Annotated in this window: 22 protein-coding genes; 2 read left to right on the forward strand and 20 right to left on the reverse strand. The window is 41.7% G+C overall.

The window, feature by feature from the left end:
* Positions 1–56: 56 nt before the first annotated feature.
* The 7 genes from rplI to ychF all read right to left on the reverse strand — a co-directional run bounded on the left by rplI (position 57) and on the right by ychF (position 6,231).
* On the reverse strand, positions 57–506 hold the full coding sequence (gene rplI, locus ACNQGS_RS22250) for a 50S ribosomal protein L9 (RefSeq protein WP_464492187.1): 450 nt from the start codon (positions 504–506) through the stop codon (positions 57–59).
* Entirely contained in the window at positions 503–2,476 is a 1,974-nt protein-coding gene (locus ACNQGS_RS22255) for a DHH family phosphoesterase (RefSeq protein ID WP_491489247.1), read from the reverse strand. The genes rplI and ACNQGS_RS22255 overlap by 4 nt, the downstream gene beginning before the upstream one ends.
* Positions 2,477–2,501: 25 nt before the next feature.
* Positions 2,502–3,446 (reverse strand): YybS family protein, encoded by a 945-nt coding sequence (locus tag ACNQGS_RS22260; RefSeq protein ID WP_491489248.1) that lies wholly within the window; start codon positions 3,444–3,446, stop codon positions 2,502–2,504.
* Between the two features lie 199 nt (positions 3,447–3,645).
* Entirely contained in the window at positions 3,646–3,885 is a 240-nt protein-coding gene (rpsR, locus tag ACNQGS_RS22265) for a 30S ribosomal protein S18 (RefSeq protein WP_173062335.1), read from the reverse strand.
* Between the two features lie 52 nt (positions 3,886–3,937).
* Positions 3,938–4,453, reverse strand: a complete 516-nt coding sequence (gene ssb / locus ACNQGS_RS22270; protein ID WP_213147847.1) for a single-stranded DNA-binding protein — start codon at positions 4,451–4,453, stop codon at positions 3,938–3,940.
* 217 nt (positions 4,454–4,670) lie between these two features.
* Positions 4,671–4,958 carry a 30S ribosomal protein S6 gene (gene rpsF / locus ACNQGS_RS22275; protein ID WP_213147846.1) on the reverse strand — a complete coding sequence of 96 codons (288 nt, stop codon included), beginning with the start codon at positions 4,956–4,958 and terminating at the stop codon, positions 4,671–4,673.
* A gap of 172 nt (positions 4,959–5,130) precedes the next feature.
* Complete coding sequence (gene ychF, locus ACNQGS_RS22280; protein ID WP_491489249.1) at positions 5,131–6,231, reverse strand: redox-regulated ATPase YchF; 1,101 nt, start codon at positions 6,229–6,231, stop codon at positions 5,131–5,133.
* A 299-nt stretch (positions 6,232–6,530) separates the two neighbouring features.
* Between ychF and ACNQGS_RS22285 the strand changes: the two genes are divergently transcribed.
* Positions 6,531–8,807 carry an SH3 domain-containing protein gene (locus tag ACNQGS_RS22285; protein ID WP_491489250.1) on the forward strand — a complete coding sequence of 759 codons (2,277 nt, stop codon included), beginning with the start codon at positions 6,531–6,533 and terminating at the stop codon, positions 8,805–8,807.
* Between the two features lie 51 nt (positions 8,808–8,858).
* Here the strand turns inward: ACNQGS_RS22285 and ACNQGS_RS22290 are convergent, their stop codons facing one another.
* The 3 genes from ACNQGS_RS22290 to ACNQGS_RS22300 all read right to left on the reverse strand — a co-directional run bounded on the left by ACNQGS_RS22290 (position 8,859) and on the right by ACNQGS_RS22300 (position 12,037).
* Positions 8,859–10,865 carry a molybdopterin-dependent oxidoreductase gene (locus tag ACNQGS_RS22290; protein ID WP_491489251.1) on the reverse strand — a complete coding sequence of 669 codons (2,007 nt, stop codon included), beginning with the start codon at positions 10,863–10,865 and terminating at the stop codon, positions 8,859–8,861.
* Positions 10,866–10,951: 86 nt separating this feature from the next.
* The gene (locus tag ACNQGS_RS22295) at positions 10,952–11,149 is read right to left on the reverse strand and encodes a DUF951 domain-containing protein (RefSeq protein WP_213147842.1); all 198 of its coding nucleotides are present in this window, start codon (positions 11,147–11,149) and stop codon (positions 10,952–10,954) included.
* A gap of 15 nt (positions 11,150–11,164) precedes the next feature.
* Complete coding sequence (locus ACNQGS_RS22300; protein ID WP_491489252.1) at positions 11,165–12,037, reverse strand: mechanosensitive ion channel family protein; 873 nt, start codon at positions 12,035–12,037, stop codon at positions 11,165–11,167.
* A gap of 168 nt (positions 12,038–12,205) precedes the next feature.
* Between ACNQGS_RS22300 and yyaC the strand changes: the two genes are divergently transcribed.
* The gene (gene yyaC, locus ACNQGS_RS22305; RefSeq protein ID WP_491489253.1) at positions 12,206–12,820 is read left to right on the forward strand and encodes a spore protease YyaC; all 615 of its coding nucleotides are present in this window, start codon (positions 12,206–12,208) and stop codon (positions 12,818–12,820) included.
* A gap of 149 nt (positions 12,821–12,969) precedes the next feature.
* Here yyaC and ACNQGS_RS22310 read toward each other — a convergent pair whose 3' ends face one another.
* The 10 genes from ACNQGS_RS22310 to rnpA form a co-directional block, all read right to left on the reverse strand.
* On the reverse strand, positions 12,970–13,683 hold the full coding sequence (locus ACNQGS_RS22310) for a DUF554 domain-containing protein (RefSeq protein ID WP_491489254.1): 714 nt from the start codon (positions 13,681–13,683) through the stop codon (positions 12,970–12,972).
* A 68-nt stretch (positions 13,684–13,751) separates the two neighbouring features.
* The gene (locus tag ACNQGS_RS22315; protein ID WP_491489255.1) at positions 13,752–14,603 is read right to left on the reverse strand and encodes a ParB/RepB/Spo0J family partition protein; all 852 of its coding nucleotides are present in this window, start codon (positions 14,601–14,603) and stop codon (positions 13,752–13,754) included.
* Complete coding sequence (locus tag ACNQGS_RS22320; RefSeq protein WP_213116960.1) at positions 14,596–15,357, reverse strand: ParA family protein; 762 nt, start codon at positions 15,355–15,357, stop codon at positions 14,596–14,598. The genes ACNQGS_RS22315 and ACNQGS_RS22320 overlap by 8 nt, the downstream gene beginning before the upstream one ends.
* Before the next feature lie 273 nt (positions 15,358–15,630).
* The gene (noc, locus tag ACNQGS_RS22325; RefSeq protein ID WP_491489256.1) at positions 15,631–16,494 is read right to left on the reverse strand and encodes a nucleoid occlusion protein; all 864 of its coding nucleotides are present in this window, start codon (positions 16,492–16,494) and stop codon (positions 15,631–15,633) included.
* A gap of 139 nt (positions 16,495–16,633) precedes the next feature.
* Positions 16,634–17,350: a 16S rRNA (guanine(527)-N(7))-methyltransferase RsmG gene (gene rsmG, locus ACNQGS_RS22330; protein ID WP_491489257.1), complete on the reverse strand. Its 717-nt coding sequence runs from the start codon at positions 17,348–17,350 to the stop codon at positions 16,634–16,636.
* A 21-nt stretch (positions 17,351–17,371) separates the two neighbouring features.
* Positions 17,372–19,261 (reverse strand): tRNA uridine-5-carboxymethylaminomethyl(34) synthesis enzyme MnmG, encoded by a 1,890-nt coding sequence (mnmG, locus tag ACNQGS_RS22335; protein WP_491489258.1) that lies wholly within the window; start codon positions 19,259–19,261, stop codon positions 17,372–17,374.
* Positions 19,262–19,455: 194 nt separating this feature from the next.
* Positions 19,456–20,841, reverse strand: a complete 1,386-nt coding sequence (gene mnmE, locus ACNQGS_RS22340) for a tRNA uridine-5-carboxymethylaminomethyl(34) synthesis GTPase MnmE (RefSeq protein ID WP_491489259.1) — start codon at positions 20,839–20,841, stop codon at positions 19,456–19,458.
* 412 nt (positions 20,842–21,253) lie between these two features.
* Positions 21,254–21,880: an RNA-binding cell elongation regulator Jag/EloR gene (gene jag, locus ACNQGS_RS22345; protein ID WP_378586297.1), complete on the reverse strand. Its 627-nt coding sequence runs from the start codon at positions 21,878–21,880 to the stop codon at positions 21,254–21,256.
* Positions 21,877–22,650 (reverse strand): YidC family membrane integrase SpoIIIJ, encoded by a 774-nt coding sequence (spoIIIJ, locus tag ACNQGS_RS22350; protein WP_491489260.1) that lies wholly within the window; start codon positions 22,648–22,650, stop codon positions 21,877–21,879. Before spoIIIJ ends, jag begins: the two co-directional genes overlap by 4 nt.
* Positions 22,651–22,806: 156 nt before the next feature.
* Positions 22,807–23,154, reverse strand: a complete 348-nt coding sequence (gene rnpA / locus ACNQGS_RS22355) for a ribonuclease P protein component (protein WP_213116953.1) — start codon at positions 23,152–23,154, stop codon at positions 22,807–22,809.
* Positions 23,155–23,215 lie beyond the last annotated feature (61 nt).

Below are 23,215 nucleotides of genomic sequence, written 5' to 3' on the forward strand. Positions count from 1 at the left end.
TTATCATGATTCATCTAAATTTGAACTGGCAAATTTTATTCTCAACAGGCTGTCTTTTATTTTCCTTCCTTCACGTGAACGGTCAAGGTGGCTGTTACGTCATGATGGAGCTTAACTGGAACCTTCGTATGTCCTAACGTCCTGATCGCATCATCGAGCTCCATTTTCCGTTTGTCGATTTTAATGCCGTGCTTCTTTTGCAGTTCCTCAGCGATTTGTTTTGAGGTGATCGAACCAAATAGACGTCCGCCCTCACCAGCCTTTGCTGTCAGCTCAACTGTAATCTTATCCAATGTTTCTTTGAGCTTTTTTGCCTCAGCAAGCTCTTCAGCCGCTTCCTTTTCCTGCTTTTTCTTTTGCGCATCCATCGTGCTGACGTTAGCGGAGTTTGCTTCAACAGCAAGCCCCTGCTTAATTAAAAAGTTATGGGCATAACCGTCCGCTACATTTTTAATTTCACCCTTTTTTCCTTTTCCTTTTACATCCTTAAGAAAAATTACCTTCATTCCTTTGTACTCCCTTCTAAATAATCCTCGATTACTTGCTTCAACTGGTCCTCTGCTTGTTCGATGGTAAGTCCTGTCAGTTGGGTGGCTGCATTTGTCAAGTGGCCGCCGCCTTTCATCCCTTCCATAATGACCTGTACATTTATGTTTCCTAGTGAACGAGCGCTGATTCCAATCAGTTCCTCACTTCTTTTTGAAATAACGAATGAGGCCGTCACTCCATTCATCGTTAGAAGCGTGTCTGCTGCTTGGGCGATAATCACTTGGTCATTGAAATCCTGCTCTGTACCCTTGGCAATGGCGATTCCCTCATGATAGAAATAGACGGATTCAATGAGCTTCGACCTTTTGATGTATGTACCAACGTCTTCTTTCAGGAACTTTTGCACAAGGATCGTGTCCGCCCCGTGAGCCCGCAGGTAGGATGCAGCATCAAATGTCCTTGATCCCGTCCTTAGCGAAAAACTTTTGGTATCGACAATAATTCCCGCCAACAGCGCTGTTGCTTCAATTACTTCAATTTTACCTCGTTTTGGCTGATATTCCAAAAATTCCGTTACAAGCTCTGAAGTAGAAGAGGCATACGGCTCCATATAAACGAGCAATGGGTTGGAGATAAAATCCTCACCGCGGCGGTGATGATCGATAACTACCACATTATCGATTCTATTGAGCAGCCGTTCCTCCATAACAAGGGAAGGTTTGTGGGTATCGACCACAACAAGCAGTGTTTTATCAGTGGCAATTTCTAAGGCCTCTTCCGGCCCTATAAAGCGGGAATATAGCTTCTCCTGATGGCGGATTTCCTCCATCATCCGTTTAACGCCGCTCTCCATTTCCTGCATGTTGACAACAATATAAGCATCCTTTTGATTGAGTTGTGCCACTTTATAAATCCCAATGCTTGAACCAATGGAATCCATATCCGGATTTTTATGTCCCATAATAATGACCTTGTCGCTGGCTATAATCAAATCTCTTAATGCGTGGGAGATAACCCGTGCCCTCACACGCGTACGCTTTTCAATTGGATTTGTTTTTCCGCCGAAAAATTTCACCTTGCCGTTTGGAAGTTTAATTGCCACCTGATCACCGCCGCGGCCTAACGCTAAATCGAGGCTCGATTGTGCTAATAATCCTAATTCCGGCAGCGAAGATACACCTGTTCCAACACCAATACTTAGGGTGAAAGAGGTATTTTGCTTCGAGGTCATTTCTCTTAATTCGTCTAAAATGGAAAACTTCCCCTTTTCAAGGCTGTGAAGAATTTCCTCATTGAAAACAGCAATAAACCGTTCTGACGATATTCTTTTTAAAAAAATCCCATTATCATTTGCCCATTTATTTAAAATGGAGGTAACCAAATTATTAAGACTACCGCGCATTTGATCGTCCATTCCTTGTGTCAGGTCATCATAATTATCTAAGAAGATGATGGCAATAGCCGTTCGTTCATTCTGATATAACTTTTCAATTTCAGCTTGTTCAGTTACATCAAAAAAGTACAAGAGCCGTTCTTCAGGTTTATGAATGACACGGAATTTCTTATCATGAAGGGTGATAACTTCTGTTTTGGCCTCCTGTTTTATCAATGGAATCAAGCTGTCAGCGACATCGTAAAGCGACTTGCCTAGCAAGGTATCCTCATCAAAACACGAGGATAAATAAGGGTTTGCCCACTCGATCGTATATTCTTCATTGATCAGCATAATCCCGATTGGCAGCTCGAGCAGCGCTTCCTCGCCAACTTTTTTAACTCGGTAAGAGAGGGTTGCAATATACTCTTCCATTTCCTTTCGCTGGCGCCGATCAACCACAAACATATAGTAAAGAGGGATAAACATGGCGAAGAACCCAGCCAAGCTTAATATCCAATTGTATAATAGCAGGACAATGAGCAGTACCACTGTAACGCCGATTAACCCATAAAAAGGATAACGTATCGATCGTTTTTCTAAAAATGTAGGCAAAGTTTTCAGCTCCCAATCACAGTAGTCATGACTCTTTTTTAAACCTTTTCCGTAAATCAAAGCCTAAATCAATTATACCTAATATCCCTATAATATAAAGAAAAATCGGAATAATGAAGGAGAAAACAGCCAGGATAACTGCTACTGATTTAGAGATTCCTTTCGCATCAAGATAATAAAACATAAAGGTATAGCCTTGAAAAATCATCAAAAATTGCAGTACATATGTAAGGTTTAATAATACAGCAAATAAATATGTCCCTTCCTGAGGGTTTAGCACCATATTTGCAAACAAGGTAATCAGAAGATACCACAGCAGACTTCTCGGCAGGATGAGGTCTTTAAACGGCTTCCACTTTTTAACCTCAACTCCAAACCTTTTTACGATTGGATAGGATACCAGTTGAATCATCAATGTCAGAATAAACGAGGTTAATACAAACAGTGTTGGAATCAAGGTTCTAACCATTTCTAATCCTCTAGTGAATTGTTTCACTGTATTTTCTGCTTGTTTTTCCTGACCTAAATTCTTCAGCATGTCGGTTGACATTTTAATGGAATCCTTCATGGTATTAATCATTTCATTGATGATGTCCATGTTAAAAAAGACAATACTAACGGCATACATCCCAATGATATTAATCAATAAAACAAATGAACTGGCAATGAAAATTGTCATTCGCTCTTTTTTCTTTTGTATTAAATACCCCATTACTGCTCCTGTTGTTCCAAATGACAAGGCTAATGGAAGGGAGAGGAACGACCCGACAATAATGGAAAGAAGTATAGAGGCAACAACAAATACAATAGTCCATTTTCCTTCATTTTTAGCCGCAAACATAATAAAGGGAACGGCTAAAAATAAACTTGAAACCATTCCGACAAATGGTAAATACATTGATATTAGAAACAAAACTGTAAAGGCCGCTAAAAGCATGGCGCCTTCTGTTAACTTACGAACATTTTTCACTTCTTCACCTCGAAACTAAACCTTCTACTTCTTAATTTTAGCTAGATATAGCAGGCTATTCAATTTTTTTGCAAATGAAAATTTGCCGATTGGCGAGTCCGATTGGACGATTCATGAGGGGTAATTGAATTTATACTTCCTATTAGCTAATAAAAAGACAGCCAGGGCTCTCGCCTTGGCTGTCTTTTATGCAGCTTTATTATTCACCTGCAACGAATGGTAATAAAGCCATTTGACGTGCACGTTTGATTGCAACAGTCAATTTGCGTTGGTATTTAGCGCTAGTACCAGTCACACGACGTGGTAAAATTTTACCGCGTTCAGAGATGAATTTTTTTAGTAAATCTACATCTTTGTAATCGATGTTAGTGATACCGTTTGCTGTAAAGTAACAAACTTTACGGCGTTTTGCGCGTCCGCCTTTGCGTCCTCCTGCCATGGAAATTCCCTCCTTCACTTTTTAAAAATTAATCCGATCTATTAAGGCTACATTAGAATGGCAGATCATCGTCAGAAATGTCGATTTGACCGCTTCCTGCAAATGGATCATCATTTACTTTTGTAAAACCTTGGTTAGAATTTTGTCGTTGATTCTGATTGCCGCCGCCAAATGGATTTCCTTGCGGTTCCATTGGAGGTGCACCGTAGAAATCGTTGCCTCTTCCGCCGCCACCGCCGCCTGATGCGCCTTTCGGTTCTAAGAACTGAACACTTTCTGCTACAATCTCTGTAACATATACGCGTTTGCCATCTTGTCCTTCATAGTTGCGGGTTTGAATCCGGCCGTCAACACCAGCTAAACTTCCCTTTTTTAAGAAGTTTGCCACATTTTCTGCCGGCTTCCGCCATACGACACAGTTAATAAAATCTGCTTCGCGTTCCCCCTGCTGATTCGAAAATGCCCGATTTACAGCTAAAGTAAAGGTAGCAACTGCAACGCCGCTTGGTGTATAGCGAAGGTCAGGATCTTTAGTTAAACGGCCAACAAGAACGACACGATTCATCATCAGAATCAACTCCTTTTCTCCCGGAAATGTTTCATGTGAAACATTTTTTGCCAGAAATTTTTATATTTGTCTAGCTCCAGCTCCCATCGGCTAGTGCCCTTCGCTCTTCTCCCTACGATAAGTCAACATCGAATCGCTATCGCTCTTCGTGTTTCCTTTATCTCAGTCGAAGCGCTCCAGGTCATACGCCGATAAACGGTCGCTTCCGCTTTTCTATCTACTCTTCTTCTTTAATTACGATATGACGAATGATATCTTCGTTGATCTTTGCAAGACGTGCAAATTCTTGAACTGCAGCAGACGAAGATGTTGTCTTAACGATTTGGTAGTATCCGTCACGGAAATCATTGATTTCGTAAGCAAGACGGCGTTTACCCCAATCCTTCGATTCAGCAGCTTCCGCGCCATTTTCAAGAAGAATGTTGTTGAAACGCTCTACAAGAGCTTTTTTTGCTTCATCTTCAATGTTTGGACGGATGATGTACATGATTTCGTACTTGTTCATCACAGTCACCTCCTTTTGGTCTAAAACGGCCCAATATGGGCAAGGAGCAATTATTCATTACTCACAAGTTGAAATTATAGCACAGAGCGACACGAATTGCAATTCCCTTCACTGGAATGCCATAATCTTCATTAAAAATGATGAAAGGCTGACACCTGTCAGCCTCAATAAATTATACGTTAAATCGGAAGTGCATGACGTCTCCGTCTTTTACTTCGTATTCTTTACCTTCCAAACGGACTTTGCCTGCTTCTTTAGCGGCATTATAACTACCAGCAGTCACTAGGTCATCAAATGAAACTGTTTCTGCACGGATAAAGCCACGCTCAAAATCAGAGTGGATGACACCTGCACACTGAGGAGCCTTCATTCCTTTTCTAAAGGTCCAGGCGCGAACCTCCTGCACACCGGCAGTAAAATACGTAGCTAAACCAAGCAAACTGTAGGCAGCACGGATTAATTGATCAAGCCCGGATTCTTCTATTCCAAGCTCCTCGAGGAACATTTGCTTTTCTTCGCCTTCAAGCTCGGCGATTTCCTCTTCAATTTTAGCACAGACAACAATTACTTCAGCATTTTCTTTAGCCGCATATTCCCGGACCTTTTGAACATATTCATTTCCGGACGGGTCAGCAACATCATCTTCACTGACGTTGGCCACGTAAAGGACTGGTTTAATAGTCAGAAGATGAAGGTGTTTTACTACTTTTAATTGCTCTTCTGTAAATTCGACGGACCTTGCAGGTTTTTCTGATTCAAAAGCGTCGCGGAGCATTGCTAGCACTTCAAACTCTGCTGCAGAATCTTTATCTTTTTGCTTGGCCAATTTTTCTGCACGGCCGATACGTTTTTCCACCGATTCCATATCAGCAAGGATTAATTCCAAGTTGATGGTTTCAATATCAGAAATCGGGTCAACCTTACCGGATACATGGGTAATATTTTCGTCGGCAAAGCAGCGTACCACTTGGCAGATTGCATCCACTTCACGAATGTGAGAAAGGAATTTGTTCCCTAATCCTTCCCCCTTGCTGGCACCTTTAACAATCCCGGCAATATCGGTAAATTCAAACGCTGTCGGAACTGTCTTTTTTGGCTGAACAAGCTCCGTTAATTTTTGCAAACGATAATCCGGTACCTCTACAATCCCAACGTTAGGGTCAATTGTGCAGAAGGGATAGTTTGCCGATTCCGCTCCTGCCTGGGTAATTGCATTAAATAATGTGGACTTTCCCACGTTTGGAAGCCCCACAATACCCGCTGTTAAAGCCATTCACGTTCACTCCTCAAGATAAAATATCTATTTCAATTTTATTCGTCCTAAAAATTACAAGCCTTTCACCATTATAGGCATTTGTTTATAAAAAGACAAGAATGGACCTTTCCTGACTAAAGTACACGACATAAAACCTCATAATCTAAGAAAATTAGAAAAAAACACCGTTTTATTGCAACAATTTCCCTTAAATTCCTCTACTAAATTAGCAAATATGGTAAAATTTAATATAAATCTATTACTTTTTCCTTAACGTTAGGAAAAAAATACATATTTATGAGTTATAGGGAGGAGAAATGGAAAAACAAGAGTTATTACCAAGCAGAGTAGAAAAGTACAAAAATTCCCGTCCCCAACCTAGTGTTGTAAAAAAGGCCATATTGCCGACGTTTTGTTTTGCGGTTCTGTCAGCGGCTGCCTTCGAAGAAGCCGCCTTTGCTGAATCCAATTCGACACAAACAAGCAATGTCCAATCAGCCATTACAAAGTATGTAAATGTTGATAGCGGCTCACTTAATTTGCGAAAAAGTGCTTCGACAAGTTCAGCTGTACTTGCCGCTTTACCAAAAGGAACGGCTGTAACAGTTTATTCCGAAGTGAACGGCTGGGCAAGAGTCGCAACAAACGGAAAAAGCGGATATGTCAGCTCAAAATTTTTATCAAATCAAAATCCAGCTGCCCCTGCTGTACCGCCAACAACAGCAACAACATTAAAATATGTGAATGTAGTCAGCGGCTCACTTAATATGAGAAATAGTGCATCAACAAGTGCCCCCATTATGGCAAAACTCGCTAAGGGCACAGAGGTGACATTTATTTCCGTAACAAACGGCTGGGCTAAAATTGAGGTGAATGGAAAAACTGGCTTTGTCAGTTCAGCCTATTTGGCAGACAAGCCTTCAGCAAGCAGCAGCGTTACAGCACCGGCTCCACAACCAGCAGTAACGAAATATGTGAATATCGATTCCCGTTCCAAATTGAATGTACGAAAAAGCCCTTCCACTGGTTCTGCTGTTATTACAAAACTGACAAATGAAACAGAAGTAACTGTCTATTCTGAAGCAAATGGCTGGGCAAAGATTAACGTAAATGGCCAGGAAGGTTATGTCAGCGCTGAATATCTGGCCCCAGCAAAAGCAAACACAAATACTGAAGTCAAAAAGGAAGAACCCGTATCTGTAACCAAGTATGTAAACGTCGGTTATGACTCCTCCTTAAATATGCGAAAAGGTGCCGCGGCAGATGCTTCGGTATTGGTTAAGCTGGCACGCGGAACAACGGTGACAGTTTTATCAGAAGAAAATGGCTGGGCAAAGATTGAAGCATATGGACAAACAGGCTATGTCGATCCGCAGTTTTTATCGGAAACAAAACCGGCTGCCGGTGTGGTGCCCGCTCCAGAAAACAATCCAACACAAGAAGATAATGCAGTAGTGGAGAAATATGTAAGTGTCGTCTATGGCTCTAGCTTAAATATGCGTGCCGAGGCTTCAACAACAGGTGCTGTCTTGACAAAGCTTGCTAGAGGCACGATTGTAACCGTCAACTCTGAAGAAAACGGCTGGGCAAAGGTTACCGCAAATGGACAAACAGGTTATGTTAGTGCACAGTACTTATCTGCTTCAGAACCATTTAATCCAAATGTAACCAACAACAACATAGATAAAGTTTACGAAAACTATAATATCAGTCTGACTGACATGGTAAAGCTAGAAATCGGTGTGGGTCCGCAGACAGATAAAAAATACTCAGCCTTCATCCGCGCTGATGCCTTAACGTTAAAAGGCCCTGCAAACGGAACTGTAAATGGTGCCGTCTGGAATGTAAGGGGCGGCGCCGGCACAGACTATTGGTCAATCGGTCAGGTGAAGGCACAGGAACAGCTGCAAATACTTGGTACAGTAAAAGGGACAGACGGATATGACTGGTACCAAATCGCCTACAATAAAACATGGGTAAATGCGAGTCCAGAAGATGTCACCTATTATGTTAATCCAAAGAATTTCCTAAGTACGACGGTTGATTCCCTGCAATTTTTAAAACTTTCGGCAACAGCCAATCTTAATTCGGATGAGGTAAACCAAAGAATCCTTTCCGGAAAAGGGATTTTGCAAGGAACAGCATCATCCTTTATAACAGCTGGCCAAACATACGGAATCAATGAAATTTATTTAATTTCCCACGCCCTATTAGAAACAAGTAACGGCACATCCAAGTTAGCTACCGGCGTAGAGGTTAATGGGAAAACAGTTTACAATATGTATGGAATTGGTGCTTACGATAATACCGCTTTAGAAAGCGGCGCCCAATTTGCCTTTAATGCCGGATGGTTTACACCTGAGGCAGCGATTATTGGCGGTGCCCAATTTATTGCCAACGGCTATATTAATGCAGGTCAGGATACTCTTTATAAAATGAGGTGGAATCCAGGTTCTGCTGCGGCAAAGGGTTCCGCAACACATCAGTATGCTTCTGATATCGGCTGGGCGGCAAAGCAAGTTTTCCAGATTCATAACTTATATAGTTTACTAGACTCATATAAACTCATTCTGGAGATTCCTGAGTATAAATAACTATTGCAAAAAAGGGGCTGCCATCTTTTTATGGGAGCCCCTCTTTGCTGATTATATTTTTTCAATCGCAACTAGACAATCGTATAAAGTACTTCCGAGCCCATTGTCAGACTCTCTGCTGGAGGTTAGGTTATTGACTGACCCGCCAAATTCTCTCCAAATTCCTTCATCGATATTAATCGTATTCGGATGGGCCGTTACCAAAATGGACACATAACCCTTTACTTCACCACGGTCATTCCAAACCCTTACATAATCATCGGGTTGCAAGCCATGAGCGTCAGCGATATTTTGCGCTACTTCCACTTTCAATTTAATTTTTCCACCCAATAAATGATAGTTCTGTGAGTGGTTTGACCGCAGTGGGTGAATCGTTAGCAGACTGTAAGGAAATTTTCCTGCCAAGCTTGGATTAGACCATTTAGACTCATCCGGTACGGCCAGCTTCAGCAATCCGCCAGCCCCTTTTTGTTTCCCTGTCAGAGAGGTAAATTCGAATTTTCCCGACGGTGTTTGAAACTTCCGGTCCTGCCAAGGAATTTTCTGTACGGGTAACTCTAACGCATGCTGTTCTTTTAACCTTTCCAGCGTAAATCCTTTGCCTGCTAATGTTTTTAAAGTCAGCTTCAGCCATTCATCCCTTGAAAAATCAAAATCCTCACCAAACCCAAGCCGGTCAGCTAACCACGCCCATATCCATAAATCCGGTTTGGCCTCCCCTGGGGCCTCAACTAGTTTTGGTCCGTAATTGACATAATGATGGTACATCGATGAATAGTAGAGATCTTCTTCTTCAAAGACGGTTGTTACAGGAAGAATATAGTCAGCCAGCTTCGCCGTGTCGGTCATATATTGCTCCATCACAACAAGCGTTTCAACAGATGAAAATGCTTTTGTCACTATGTTTGAATCAGGGACTTGGGTCAACGGATTCCCGCATGTAACGAAAATCATTTTAATCTCTGGGTTCACAGCCGATAAAATTCCTTCTGCCTGTTTCATGATTGAAAATAAGCGGTGCTTTTGCCTGCGGCTTGGCATGGTTAATTCTGCAAAATCAAAGCTTTGTCCAACTTGAAGATTGGCATAGTTGGCACCGCCGCCTTGAATTCCGATATTCCCGCTTACTGCAGCAAGGGCGTCAATCAAGCGAATCGTATTGCCGCCATTTTGGTACCGCTGCAGGCCAAGACCCATAAAAGTAGCTGTTGGTTTATCAGCATAAAGATATGCTAGCTCTGTTATGTTTTCTTGGGAAACTTCCGTCATTTCACTGATGGTTTCTATAGAGACTCCATCAAGAAGTTTCATTAAATCAGCAAAACCAAACGTAAAGTCCTCGATAAAACTTCGGTCTTCCAGCCCTAAACGAAGCATTTCCTTGATAATTCCAGCGGCTAATATACCGTCCATCCCCGGTTTTATCGTTATATGTTTATCAGCAATTTTTGCTGTTGCGTTAAAGAGCGGGTCAATCACATATAGCTTGGTGCCCTGCTTTTTCACTTCCAAAAGCTTTTCGTAAAAATGCATATTAGTCCGGGCAGCATTTCTCCCCCAAATAATGATATTTTTACTGTTAATAATATCATTGGGTTCATGGCTCCAGGCATTGCCGAAGTCCCATTTCTGCGCTTCGATTCCAGAGCCCCAGCACAAGGAACCATAAAGTTCGGTAACGCCGCCATAACAATTAAAAAAGCGCTGGTCGAGATTTTTCAAAATGCCGTTATTAGCGTAGTCATGGCTGTGAAGCACAGCCGTTGTTCCAAAACGTTCCTTTATATCTTGCAATTTGGCTGCTATTTCATCCAGAGCCTGCCCCCAGGAAATCTGCTCAAATTTTCCATTTATCTTTTTTAAAGGGTGCAAGAGCCTTTCTGGTGAATTCGTTCTTGTTTCAAGCATCCGGCCTCGGCCGCAAATCTTCCCCTTAGTGATCGGATGGTCAGGATCTCCTTCCACCTTTACCACTCGGTCATTTTCCAAAGTAACCTTTAAACCGCAGCTATCCCAGCAGTTCAATGGACACGCAGCCTTGACAACTGTTTGAGCCAATCTCTCCACCCCCAAACTGTGAATCTACTATTTCAACTTTAATATTAAGGATAATACACGTTAATAAAAAAAAGAAGCATGAAATATTATCCTTCATGCTTCACAAGAATCTTCTTCATTTTCCGGGAAAATTCCCTTCTTGGGATGAGAACACTATGCCCGCAGCCTTCGCACTTAATCCGGATATCCATTCCCATCCGAATGATTTTCCAGCGATTGGTTCCGCATGGGTGCTGCTTCTTCATCTCAACAATATCATTAATCCCATATTCCTTTTCTTCCATTTCTATCACCATCCTTTAAACTCCAGTTACTGGATCCTTTGATAGCATCACAACACGTGGATAGGAAATATCAATTCCATTCTGGTCTAATTCCAGCTTAATATCTTTCCGCATGTTCCTTGCAAGTGCCGCGTGTTGCATCGGTTGTGTTTCAGCAACAATCCGTAAGGTGACTTCTGTTGGGCCAAGATTTTGTACGCCAAGAAGTTCGGGGCGCTTCACTAATTCACCATACCTTTCCGGCATTGTTTCCAAGAGACCTTCAATGACCCGCTGTGCCTTTTCTATATCCTCTTTATAAGGAATGGCAATATCTACAACAGCGACACTATTATTTATCGAGAAGTTCGTTACTTCTAAAATGCTTCCATTAGGGATAATATGAACTTCGCCTGTCCAACTTTTAATTTTTGTTGTCCTTAATCCAATTGTTTCGACATTTCCTTCAAACTGGCCAATCCTCACATGATCTCCTACCGAAAACTGATCTTCAAAAATAATAAAGAAGCCGGTAATAACATCTTTCACCAAACTTTGCGCACCAAACCCTACCGCTAAACCAACAATTCCTGCACCTGCAAGCAGAGCCTTGACATCAATGTTCATAACCGAAAGAATTGTTAAGAAAGCAATAAAATAAACCACATAAGATAGAATATTATCCAGAAGCTTGGACAATGTTTCTTCGCGCCGGACATTTGTTCTTAGCGGGGAGATGTTTCTAATTTTAAAGATATTATGAATCATTACTTTCCCAAACCGAATTAATAATTGTGCCACAATAATAATAGCAATGATTTTAAGAATGCCTTCGCCAAAGGTCAGCCATGTATCTTCATTTTGCAATTTGGCAATAATTTTTTTTAATCCTTTTTCTGTAATACTCATTAAGACACCTTCCTTTAAGCTAACAACTGCCATTACTATTTTAACAATTTTTCAAAAGAGTTAATAGCCATCTGAATTTTTCTTTTTCTGTTTGAATATGTATAGTTTCTCTAAATTTTCCGTATACTGTTAAGGCAGATGAGCGAAAAGATTTAGGGAGTGGACTTAATGAATCTGAAAGCTTTCATGTTTGATAGGAAGGCTAAGACGCAGTTCATGCATGATGACCTGCATGCCGATGAAAGTTTAGCTGATGAACTGCTTCAACATATTCCGTCAGTAACAAGCCGTCCCATTGTTTTTGTTTGCATTGGTACTGACCGCTCAACAGGAGATTCATTAGGGCCACTTGTTGGGACGTTATTGGAGGAGAAGAAGCTTGAATCCTTTTATGTGTATGGAACTTTAGATGAGCCAGTTCATGCTGTTAATTTAGCAGATAGACTGGAGGAAATAAAAACCTTGTATTCAGACCCCTATATTATCGGTATAGATGCCTGCCTTGGCCGCAATAAAAATGTTGGTGCTATTCAGGTGGGTCAAGGTCCTGTTAAACCAGGGGCAGGGGTGAATAAGGAACTGCCGCCGGTTGGCGAGCTTCATATAACCGGAATTGTGAATGTCAGCGGGTTTATGGAGTTTTATGTATTGCAAAATACCCGTCTAAATTTAGTTATGAAAATGGCAAAAACCATTGCAAATGGAATTTACCAGGCTGGCCTGCTGTACAATAAACAAAGCTGGACGAACCTGGAATGGATAGAGGAAGAGAAAACAAATTAAGAGCAACGGATCATTTTCCATTGCTCTTTTTATTTTTAGCTAATAAGAAAGTATAAACTTTCTGTCGAAAGCTTTATACTTTCTTAACGCATAAGTGCAACTACGCCTCTGTCTTCGCCCTTAAAGGCTCGCCAATCGGCGAGTTTTCTTTATAAATATTGATGGTAGTTATATAAAATCGTCACAATCGCTCCGGTCACCAGTATGGCAGGGAGGAGGTTGGCGACTTTGATTTTGGTTATGCCTGTAAGATTTAATCCGATAGCAAAAATCATGATACCGCCAACTGCAGTCATTTCAACAATAAACTGGTCCATCAAGACCTTCGGGACAAACCGGTCGATTTGAGTGGCGAATAGCGCAATCAACCCTTGATACAACACGACTGGAATAGCAGAAAAAATAACGCCTATTCCCAATGTCGTAGTTAAAATTAAGGCGGTAAAACCGTCGATTAAGGCCTTTGTATAAAGAACATCATGGTCGCCGCGGATCCCGCTGTCAAGTGCCCCGATAATGGCCATGGCGCCAATTACAAAAATTAACGTAGCTGTGACAAAGCCTTCAGCAATACTACCCTTTCCGTTTGAACCAACCTTATTTTCCAGCCAGCCGCCAAGGTCATTTAATTTTTCTTCAAGCTTTAGAAGCTCGCCAAACACCGCCCCTACAACAAGACTGATAATCACAATTAGGAAATTTTCACTTTTTAAACCCATCTGTAAGCCTAGAACCATGACAGATAAGCCAATTGCATACATGACGGTTGTTTTCATGCTTTCCGGAATGCGGTTTAACAACTTACCCAGAAGGGTACCAACAACAATTAACAATCCATTTACTAGTGTGCCTAACAAAAACATGCTGTCCTCACCTTTTTTCTCTATTATGAAAAGGGATCTCTAAAAAAATAAACCATCCCGAAGATGGCTTAATCTGTATCATCCGGTCCCAAAAGCGATAGAATTCGTTCCAAATCCTCCTGGGAGAAAAATTCAATTTCAATTTTCCCTTTATTCTTGTTTTGTTTAATGTGCACTGATGTTCCAAACCGTTCCCTTAATGAATGTTCCCGTTCTTTGATAAAGACATCCTTTTTCTTATCCGGATTTTTTGTTTCACGTGGAACATTTTCATTTAGCTGCTGAATCAGTTTTTCAAGCTGCCTTACGTTTAATGATTCCTTAACCACCTTATCGACTACTGCTGAAAGCTTTGCCTTTTGGCGAAGACCAAGCAAGGCACGGCCATGTCCCATCGTTATTTTCCCTTCAGAAATCAACGCTTGAATGTTTGCTGGCAGGGACAATAGACGGATATGGTTAGCTACATGCGGCCGGCTTTTTCCAAGACGTTTGGCTACTTCTTCCTGGGTCAATTTCAGCTTGTCCATCAGGTTGTTGTAGGCTTGTCCTTCTTCAATTGGATTTAAATCCTCCCGCTGAAGGTTTTCAAGGACGGCTAATTCCATCATTTGCTGCTCAGAAAGCTCTCGCACTACAGCTGGGACGGTTTCAAGCTTTGCTTCTTTTGCAGCCCTAAACCTGCGTTCCCCTACGACAATTTCAAAGCCCTTTATACTTTTTCTTACAATAATCGGCTGCAGGATTCCATGTTCTAAGATGGAAGCTTTCAATTCTTCAATGGCTTCTGGTTGGAAATGCTTGCGAGGCTGGTAGGGGTTTGGACGTAAATCCTTTAGTTTAATTTCTTGGATTGTCTCCTCTTTGCCAGCTTCCATTGTAAAAAATGCATTCAGGCCCTTTCCTAAGCCCTTAGCCATGCGAGACCACTTCCTTTGCTAAATCTAAATATACTTCAGCGCCCCGGGACCTGGCATCATAATTAATGATTGGTTCCCCATGGCTTGGAGCCTCACTTAGACGAACGTTTCTTGGAATAATGGTTTTATACACTTTATCCTGGAAGTACTTCTTCACTTCCTCAATGACCTGGATGCCAAGATTAGTTCTTGCATCTAGCATTGTTAATAATACTCCTTCGATTTTTAGATCTTGATTCAAGTGCTTTTGCACCAGTCTTACCGTGTTCAATAATTGACTTAATCCCTCCAAGGCATAATATTCACACTGTACAGGGATTAGCACGGCATCAGATGCTGTTAAAGCATTAATCGTCAATAAACCTAATGATGGCGGACAATCGATGATTACATAATCAAATTGATCTTTCACCTCTTCCAAAGCTCGTTTTAAACGAACCTCTCTGGAAATGGTCGGCACCAACTCAATTTCAGCCCCTGCCAGCTGGATCGTGGCCGGGATAGCGTATAAATTTTCCACGGCTGTCGGCTTAATGACTTCCTTCGCTTCCACATCATCTACTAAAACATCGTATATACACTGGTCGACTTCTGCTTTTTCAATACCGATTCCGCTAGTTGCATTTCCTTGAGGGTCAATATCTACTAATAAGACCCGTTTTCCTATATGTGCTAAGCAGGCGCCCAGGTTGACAGAAGTAGTCGTTTTACCGACTCCGCCTTTCTGATTCGCGATTGCAAGGATTTTACCCACGATGTCACCTACCCTTTAATTCTTCCAAAATTTCAATCTCATATTCTATTAAAATACCCTTATTTTGACATTATCCACCAAATGATATGGAAAGTCCATTCCTTTATTTTATCATGAATTTCGGCAGATTTTGTTTTTTTTCAAAAAATAATACACCCAAGATAAATACATATTTTTTCCTTAATGGGATATTTCTAGGAGCTAATGGAGATTATTGTAAAAACAAAAAGAACCAAACAAAAAATTGTCTGGTTCTTACCATTTTAGTTTATATTATTTCTTCTTGGGAATGCGAATTGTAAATTGATAGAAATCCTCAAATTCCTCTTCTTCAGAATTCAGGTTAATTCCGCTGTCAGAAACCATTGATAACGATTGGCGGATGGTATTGACAGCAATTCGCATATCTTTGCTGAATGCCTTCCGCTTCGCTTTCGGCTTTTCATTTTTTTCCTCTAGCAGTTTGAATACCCGGTCTTCCGTCTGTTTAACGTTCAAGTTTCTCTCGATAATTTCTGTAAGCAGAGCCACTTGCTTTTCTGGATCCTTAAGCGGAATAAGGGCGCGGGCATGGCGCTCGGTAATCGTCTTATTTAATAATGCATCCTGAATAGGCTGAGATAATTTAAGAAGACGCAGCTTGTTGGCAACGGTTGACTGCCCCTTGCCAAGGCGTTGAGCCAAAGCCTCCTGTGTGAGGTTGTGAAGCTCAAGCAGCTTGCTATAAGCAATTGCCTCTTCGATCGGCGATAGCTCTTCCCGTTGAAGGTTTTCAATAAGAGCAACGGAAGCGGTTTGCGAATCGTTAAAATTTTTTACAATAGCCGGTGCTTCATCCCAACCTAATTTCTTCATCGCCCGCCAGCGGCGTTCCCCCGCGATAATTTCATATTGGCCTGAAGCAAACTCTCTTACAACAATCGGCTGTATAATACCATGTGTATGAATGGTTCTGGATAATTCCTCAATTTTCTCTTCATCAAAAACTGTTCGCGGCTGAAATCGGTTAGGAACAATTTGGTCTATCGGTATTTTCTTAATTTCTTCGTTTCTCTCTATATTCAGCTCTTCTTCAAGCTCAACAGTTTGTTCTCCCTTATCAGCAAAGCCAAAAAAGCGTGTAAATGAACTTTTCATCCCCGACACCACCTTTACGAAAAACTCCCTTTTACTTTATTCTCTATGTCGATATATTCTTCCTGCCTAGGATATCATTTTTATCGCAAAATTGTCAGCCCTAAGAAATATCCAATCCCATATGAACTTTCAAATTCATCTATTCAATTGGGGTTTTTCCAGGAACACCCGGCTTACGCGGGTATTTTTTTGGCGTTTGTTTTTCTTTTTTTATGATGATGATTGTTCTGTCGAATTCCTCAATCGGCAGGTTAAAGGTATGAGAGTTGAGGAGTTTGCCGCCAAGTGCTGCAATTGCCTTTTGGCCCGTTTTTAATTCTTCCTCCGCATTGACTGCTTTTAATGCCAGGAAGTGGCCGCCGACTTTGACAAGCGGAAGGCAAAGCTCACTTAACACAGACATTCTGGCAACCGCCCTCGCTGTCACCACATCAAAGCTTTCCCGATAGTTTGGATTGACACCAAACGTTTCCGCACGGTCATGGACGAATTGAACCTTTTCTAAATTTAATGTAGCTGCCAGGTGATTTAAAAATGTGATCCGCTTATTTAGCGAGTCAACAATCGTTACATCAATATGAGGAAAGGCAATTTTTAACGGAATGCTCGGAAATCCAGCGCCTGCCCCAACATCACAAAGGAGAAATGGTTTGGTAAAGTCGAAATAAAACGCTGCTGAAATGGAATCATAAAAATGCTTTAAATAGACTTCGCTTTTCTCCGTTATTGCTGTTAAGTTCATTTTTTCATTCCACTCAACCAGCGTCTCATAATACTTTTCAAACTGGCCAAGCTGGGTGCTGTTTAGAGCAATTCCTTTTTCCTTTAAACTTGTTTCGAATTGTTCGATATTCATAAAAGTTCCTTCCTCACTCCATTATTCATTGGCGATTCTGGCAATCCGTCCTTGTTCCAAATAAACAAGCAAAATAGAAATATCCGCCGGATTTACCCCGGAAATTCTGGAAGCCTGAGCAAGTGTTAACGGCCTGATTTTCTTCAGCTTTTGCTTTGCTTCTGTTGCTACCCCACTAATGGCATCGTAGTCGATATTTTCTGGTATCTTCTTATCTTCCATTTTCTTTAACCGCTCAACCTGCTGCAATGACTTTTCAATATAGCCTTCGTACTTAATTTGGATTTCCACCTGTTCCTTGACTTCATCATCTACAGGAACTTCTGACTTCGTCAATGTCTCAAGCAGTTCATACGTCATTTCCGGTCTTTTCAATAAATCGGAGGCTCTGATTCCATCTTTTAATTCGCTGCCGCCTGTGTTTCTGATTAATTCTTGGACTTCCGCAGAAGGTTTTAAAATAACAGAACGCAATCTTTCCTTTTCCGCTTCAACAGCTGCCTTTTTAGCTAAAAATGCTTGATACCGTTCATCGCGAATCATGCCAATTTTGTGCCCTATTTCGGTTAATCGCAAATCGGCATTATCATGACGAAGTAAGAGGCGATATTCTGCCCGTGATGTTAACAGGCGGTATGGTTCATTGGTACCCTTTGTAATTAAGTCATCAATCAGTACACCAATATATGCTTCGGATCTGCTTAGTACAAGCTCTTCGCGGCCAAGTGCATTTAATCCAGCATTAATTCCCGCCATTAAACCTTGTCCTGCTGCTTCCTCATAGCCTGATGTTCCATTAATTTGCCCGGCAGTATAAAGATTTTTAACCACTTTTGTCTCTAAAGTCGGCCACAGCTGTGTTGGAACGATGGCATCGTACTCAATTGCGTAACCAGCCCGCATCATTTGAGCGTTTTCAAGTCCTGGGACGGTTTTAATGATTTGCTGCTGTACATCTTCAGGAAGACTTGTCGATAATCCCTGGACATACACTTCCTTTGTATTTCTTCCTTCCGGCTCCAGGAAAATTTGATGGCGCGGCTTGTCGTTAAAGCGAACCACTTTGTCCTCAATGGATGGGCAATAACGCGGACCTGTACCTTTGATCATCCCTGAGAACATCGGTGAACGATGAAGGTTTTGGTCAATGATGGAATGTGTTTGATCATTTGTATAGGTTAACCAGCATGGAAGCTGATCGGTAATGTATTTTGTTGTTTCATAAGAGAATGCCCTCGGCTCTTCATCGCCAGGCTGAATCTCTGTTTTGCTGTAATCAATGGTGTTGCTGTTTACCCTTGGTGGTGTTCCTGTTTTAAAGCGGACCAGCTCAAAGCCAAGCTGTTCTAAATGCTCTGACAGCTTGATGGATGGCTGCTGGTTGTTCGGGCCGCTGGAATATTTTAATTCGCCAATGATGATCTCACCGCGAAGGAATGTCCCTGTTGTAATAACAACGGTTTTCGAACGGTATACTGCACCCGTTTTGGTAACTACACCTGTGCAAATTCCGTCTTCGACAATCAATTGCTCAACCATACCTTGAATTAACGTTAAGTTGGTTTCCTCTTCCAAGGTCTTTTTCATTTCATGCTGGTAGGCAAATTTATCGGCCTGGGCCCTGAGTGCACGGACGGCTGGACCTTTACCTGTGTTCAGCATTCTGATTTGAATAAGGGTTTTATCGATATTTTTGGCCATTTCCCCGCCAAGTGCATCAATTTCCCGGACCACTATACCTTTTGCCGGCCCTCCGACTGAAGGGTTACATGGCATGAATGCCACCATATCCAGATTGATGGTAATCATTAAGGTTTTCGCACCCAGTCTTGCCGCCGCAAGGCCCGCCTCACAGCCGGCGTGACCGGCCCCAACGACAATGACGTCGTAATTTCCTGCTTCGTATTGCATGGTTTTCCTCCTTTTCCGTTTTTCAAACGGAAAAATTACTCTATATTGTGTATCCATATTAATCGACGTTTTTATATCCGCCAAATACTGCTAAATATCCGCGGAATTCCATCGTATATCCGCCAAACCGCTATAAACAATGATAGCTGAAGCCTCATCTTACCCCTGGCAGGCCGCATCGCCGCACTGCGGTCTTACTTTCCTAAGCAGAACTGCGAGAATAACTGGTCAATTAGACTTTCATGGACGCTGTCGCCGATAATTTCCCCGAGCAGCTCCCATGTTCTTGTTAAATCAATTTGAACTATATCAATAGGTGTTCCGATTTCCACACCTTCAATTGCCTCCTCTATGGCACGAAGACTTTGATTCAACAGCGCAATATGGCGAGTGTTAGAAACGTAAGTGGCATCCTTCGCTTCAATTGAACCGGCAAAGAATAAAGCAGCAATTGCTTCCTCCAGTTCATCAACGCCGCGGTCTTCCAAAAGAGATGTCGTGACAATCCTATGGTTTTTTGCCAATTCCTCAACCCGGTTCATATCAATTCGTTGCGTGAGGTCAGTTTTGTTGACAATCACAATTACATCCATTCCGTTTACTGCTTCAAAAAGATTTTCATCCTCTTTTGTCAGTTGATCGGAATAGTTTAACACCAGCAATATAAGGTCCGCCTCTTTTAAAACTTGGCGGGAACGCTCGACGCCGATCCGTTCAACGATATCTTCCGTTTCCCTGATACCAGCTGTATCCAATAACCTTAGCGGCACACCGCGGACATTCACATACTCTTCGATAACGTCCCGTGTTGTCCCTGGAATATCTGTGACAATCGCTTTATTCTCCTGAACAAGACTATTCAATAATGAGGATTTTCCAACATTAGGCCGGCCGACAATTACTGTCGACAACCCTTCACGTAAAATCTTTCCCTGCTGGGAGGTTTGCAACAGTTTATTTATTTCATCCCTTACATAATGAGCCTTCGGCAAAAGCATTGTATGTGTCATCTCTTCTACGTCATCATATTCCGGGTAGTCAATATTAACTTCAATGTGGGCTAGAATTTCAAGAATCTCCTGTCTTAACCGGCGAATTAGCTTGGAAAGACGACCTTCCATTTGTCCTAAGGCGACATTCATCGCCCGGTCAGTTTTTGCCCGGATTAAATCAATGACTGCTTCCGCCTGGGATAAATCAATCCGTCCATTTAGGAAAGCACGTTTCGTGAATTCCCCTGGCTCGGCAAGTCTTGCGCCGCTATTTAAGACAAGCTGCAGCACCCGATTGACGGACACGAGTCCACCGTGACAGTTAATTTCCACTACATCCTCTTTTGTAAAAGTTTTCGGGCCCTTCATCAAGGAGATCATAACCTCTTCAGCCACTTGGCCGCTTTTCGGGTCAATGATATGACCATAATGAATCGTATGGGAGGACATTTCCGCCAATTTCTTTCCGCTGACACTTCTAAATAGCTTATCCGAAATTGGAACGGCTTCATTTCCGCTCAATCGGACAATCGCAATGGCTCCCTCCCCCATCGGTGTCGATATGGCCGCAATTGTATCAAACTCCATTTTTTTCACCTCGCAAGCATTACAATATTTATATAAAGTTTCGGTTTCGATACAAAATAATAGAATACCACAAAAAAGCCAGCCTTTGCAGTTAACTGGCTGGAATTATCCACACTTGATAATACCTTGTATTATTTTAACTTATCCACATGTGAATAACAATAAAACACATTTTACTCAATAAAAAGTTATTCACAGGTTTTTTTTTAAAACCTGCAAAAAAGTCTGTTGATTTCCGCTCCAGTGGCTCGCTTTCCGCGGGCGGTACGGGGAGCCTCCTCGTCGCTAAAGCTCCTGCGGGGTCTCCCCAGTCCCGTACTCCCGCAGGAGTCTCGCCACTTCCGCTCCAATCAACAGGTGTTTTATATTTTTCTTTTCCTAATAAAAAAACACCCTGCCTTTAGGCAGGATGTTATCTTGTTCTCACTGGTGAAATTACAATATGGCGATGGGGTTCTGTTCCATCGGAAGAGGTTTTGACCCGTTTATTTTCGGATAAGGCAGTATGAATAACCTTACGCTCGTAGGATGGCATTGGTTCAAGAGCGACGTCTTTTCCTGTTTGAACGGCTTTTTGCGCCAGGCGGTTGGCCAGCTGGATGAGTGTTTCATTTCGTCTATTTCGATAATCCTCAGCATCCAGAATCACGGTAAAATATTGCTCCGAATGGCGGTTTATCACTAATTGCGTCAAATATTGAAGAGAGTTCAGTGTTTGTCCCCGCTTCCCAATAAGCAGCGCAATTTTCTCGCCTGTCATAACAAAGAGCACCTGCTTACCATCGCGCTTCACATCAATACTTACAGGTGCACCCATTTGTTCGCCGACTTGCATCAGAAATTTCTTAGCTTCTTCAATCGGGTCATGGATTACGGTCACCTTTACTACCGCCGGCCGTGATCCGAAAATGCCAAAAATCCCTTTCTTACCTTCATCAATGATGTTTATTTCAGTGCGGTCCTTTGAAGTCTTTAATTGAGCTAAAGCTGATTCTACTGCTTCTTCGACGGTTTGTCCTGTAGCAGTTACCTGTTTCACTTTTTTGCTCCTCCCGCATTACCGGATGTCTGCGCCTTTAAATCCGGTCCTTTAATAAAATAGGTTTGCACAATCATGAAAATATTTCCGACAACCCAATACAAGGAAAGAGCTGCTGGGAAATTGAAAGCAAAAATTACAATCATAATTGGCATCATCCAAAGCATCATCGCCATTTGCGGATTCTGCTCCTGGCCTGCCATCATGATTTTTTGCTGAATAAATGTAGTGATCCCTGCAACAATCGGCAAGATATAATATGGATCCTTTTCACCAAGGTCAAACCAAAGGAAATTATCCTGGGCAATTTCTCTTGTTCTCGAAATCGCATGATAGAACCCAATTAAAATCGGCATTTGAATAATTAGTGGGAAACAGCCCGCCATAGGGTTAACCCCATGCTTTTGGAAAAGGGCCATCGTCTCCTGCTGGAGCTTTTGCTGTGTTTTTGCATCTTTTGAACTGTATTTCTCACGAAGCTTTTTCATCTCCGGCTGCAAAGCCTGCATTGCTTTTGAGCTTTTTGTCTGTTTAATCATCAACGGCAGGATCACCAGGCGGATTAGAATAGTAACAACGATAATCGATAATCCAAAGTTTCCACCAAGTAAATGAGCCATTTCTTTAATCAGCCATGATAATGGATAAACAATGTATTCATTCCAAAAACCTGTGCTCTCTTCTGTAATCGGTTTATTGAATTCACTGCAGCCAGTCAGCAGCAGGAATACAGAAAGCAATCCGAATAACAATAATATTCGTTTGTTCAACCAGTTTTTCCTCCTTGTTTCTTTATAATAGATAATTGCTTGTCCTCTTTATGTATTTCCCCCGATGCTCTGTTTCAAAGGTTATTTTATCATTTTTTTACAGGTTATGTCTGCTCAGTTTGTGCTGAAAGTGGCTAATTCCTTAACAATTATCACCTAATCATTTTTTCTTAAAACCTTACCAACTTTTAATACATGGGTTAGACTGCTTTTGATCTCAAAAAAGTCCATTTCGCTGGCAGGCTTCCTGGCGATAATCACATAATCATTTCCTGGCGTTAATTGTTCTTTCAGCTCGAAAATTGCTTGCCTGACATATCTTTTAATTTGATTTCTTGTTACGGCATTGCCTAGCTTTTTGCTGACAGACAATCCAATTCGAAAATGGCTCTGTCCCTCTTTTTCTAATGAATAGACTACAAATTGCCGGTTGGCAAAAGAACGACCCTTTTGAAAAACCACTTGAAAGTCCTGATTCTTTTTAATTCGGAGCTCCTTTTTCATAAAATCGAACAGTCCTCCTTATTCTAAAGGCCCTGTTAAACAGGTCTGTTGATTTCCGCTC

The sequence above is a fragment of the Neobacillus sp. PVCKKU3 genome (assembly GCF_058323225.1).

Excerpts from the sequence above, each read along its gene's own strand:
- ACNQGS_RS22315 (WP_491489255.1), bottom strand. The coding sequence starts at position 14,603 with ATGGCTAAGGGCTTAGGAAAGGGCCTGAATGCATTTTTTACAATGGAA.
- ychF (WP_491489249.1), bottom strand. The coding sequence starts at position 6,231 with ATGGCTTTAACAGCGGGTATTGTGGGGCTTCCAAACGTGGGAAAGTCC.
- ACNQGS_RS22310 (WP_491489254.1), bottom strand. The coding sequence starts at position 13,683 with ATGTTTTTGTTAGGCACACTAGTAAATGGATTGTTAATTGTTGTTGGT.
- ACNQGS_RS22300 (WP_491489252.1), bottom strand. The coding sequence starts at position 12,037 with ATGAGTATTACAGAAAAAGGATTAAAAAAAATTATTGCCAAATTGCAA.
- rplI (WP_464492187.1), bottom strand. The coding sequence starts at position 506 with ATGAAGGTAATTTTTCTTAAGGATGTAAAAGGAAAAGGAAAAAAGGGT.
- rsmG (WP_491489257.1), bottom strand. The coding sequence starts at position 17,350 with ATGAATATCGAACAATTCGAAACAAGTTTAAAGGAAAAAGGAATTGCT.
- noc (WP_491489256.1), bottom strand. The coding sequence starts at position 16,494 with ATGAAAAGTTCATTTACACGCTTTTTTGGCTTTGCTGATAAGGGAGAA.
- ACNQGS_RS22285 (WP_491489250.1), top strand. The coding sequence starts at position 6,531 with ATGGAAAAACAAGAGTTATTACCAAGCAGAGTAGAAAAGTACAAAAAT.
- ssb (WP_213147847.1), bottom strand. The coding sequence starts at position 4,453 with ATGATGAATCGTGTCGTTCTTGTTGGCCGTTTAACTAAAGATCCTGAC.
- mnmG (WP_491489258.1), bottom strand. The coding sequence starts at position 19,261 with ATGCAATACGAAGCAGGAAATTACGACGTCATTGTCGTTGGGGCCGGT.
- rpsF (WP_213147846.1), bottom strand. The coding sequence starts at position 4,958 with ATGAACAAGTACGAAATCATGTACATCATCCGTCCAAACATTGAAGAT.
- rpsR (WP_173062335.1), bottom strand. The coding sequence starts at position 3,885 with ATGGCAGGAGGACGCAAAGGCGGACGCGCAAAACGCCGTAAAGTTTGT.
- ACNQGS_RS22295 (WP_213147842.1), bottom strand. The coding sequence starts at position 11,149 with ATGGAAGAAAAGGAATATGGGATTAATGATATTGTTGAGATGAAGAAG.
- yyaC (WP_491489253.1), top strand. The coding sequence starts at position 12,206 with ATGAATCTGAAAGCTTTCATGTTTGATAGGAAGGCTAAGACGCAGTTC.
- rnpA (WP_213116953.1), bottom strand. The coding sequence starts at position 23,154 with ATGAAAAAGGAGCTCCGAATTAAAAAGAATCAGGACTTTCAAGTGGTT.
- mnmE (WP_491489259.1), bottom strand. The coding sequence starts at position 20,841 with ATGGAGTTTGATACAATTGCGGCCATATCGACACCGATGGGGGAGGGA.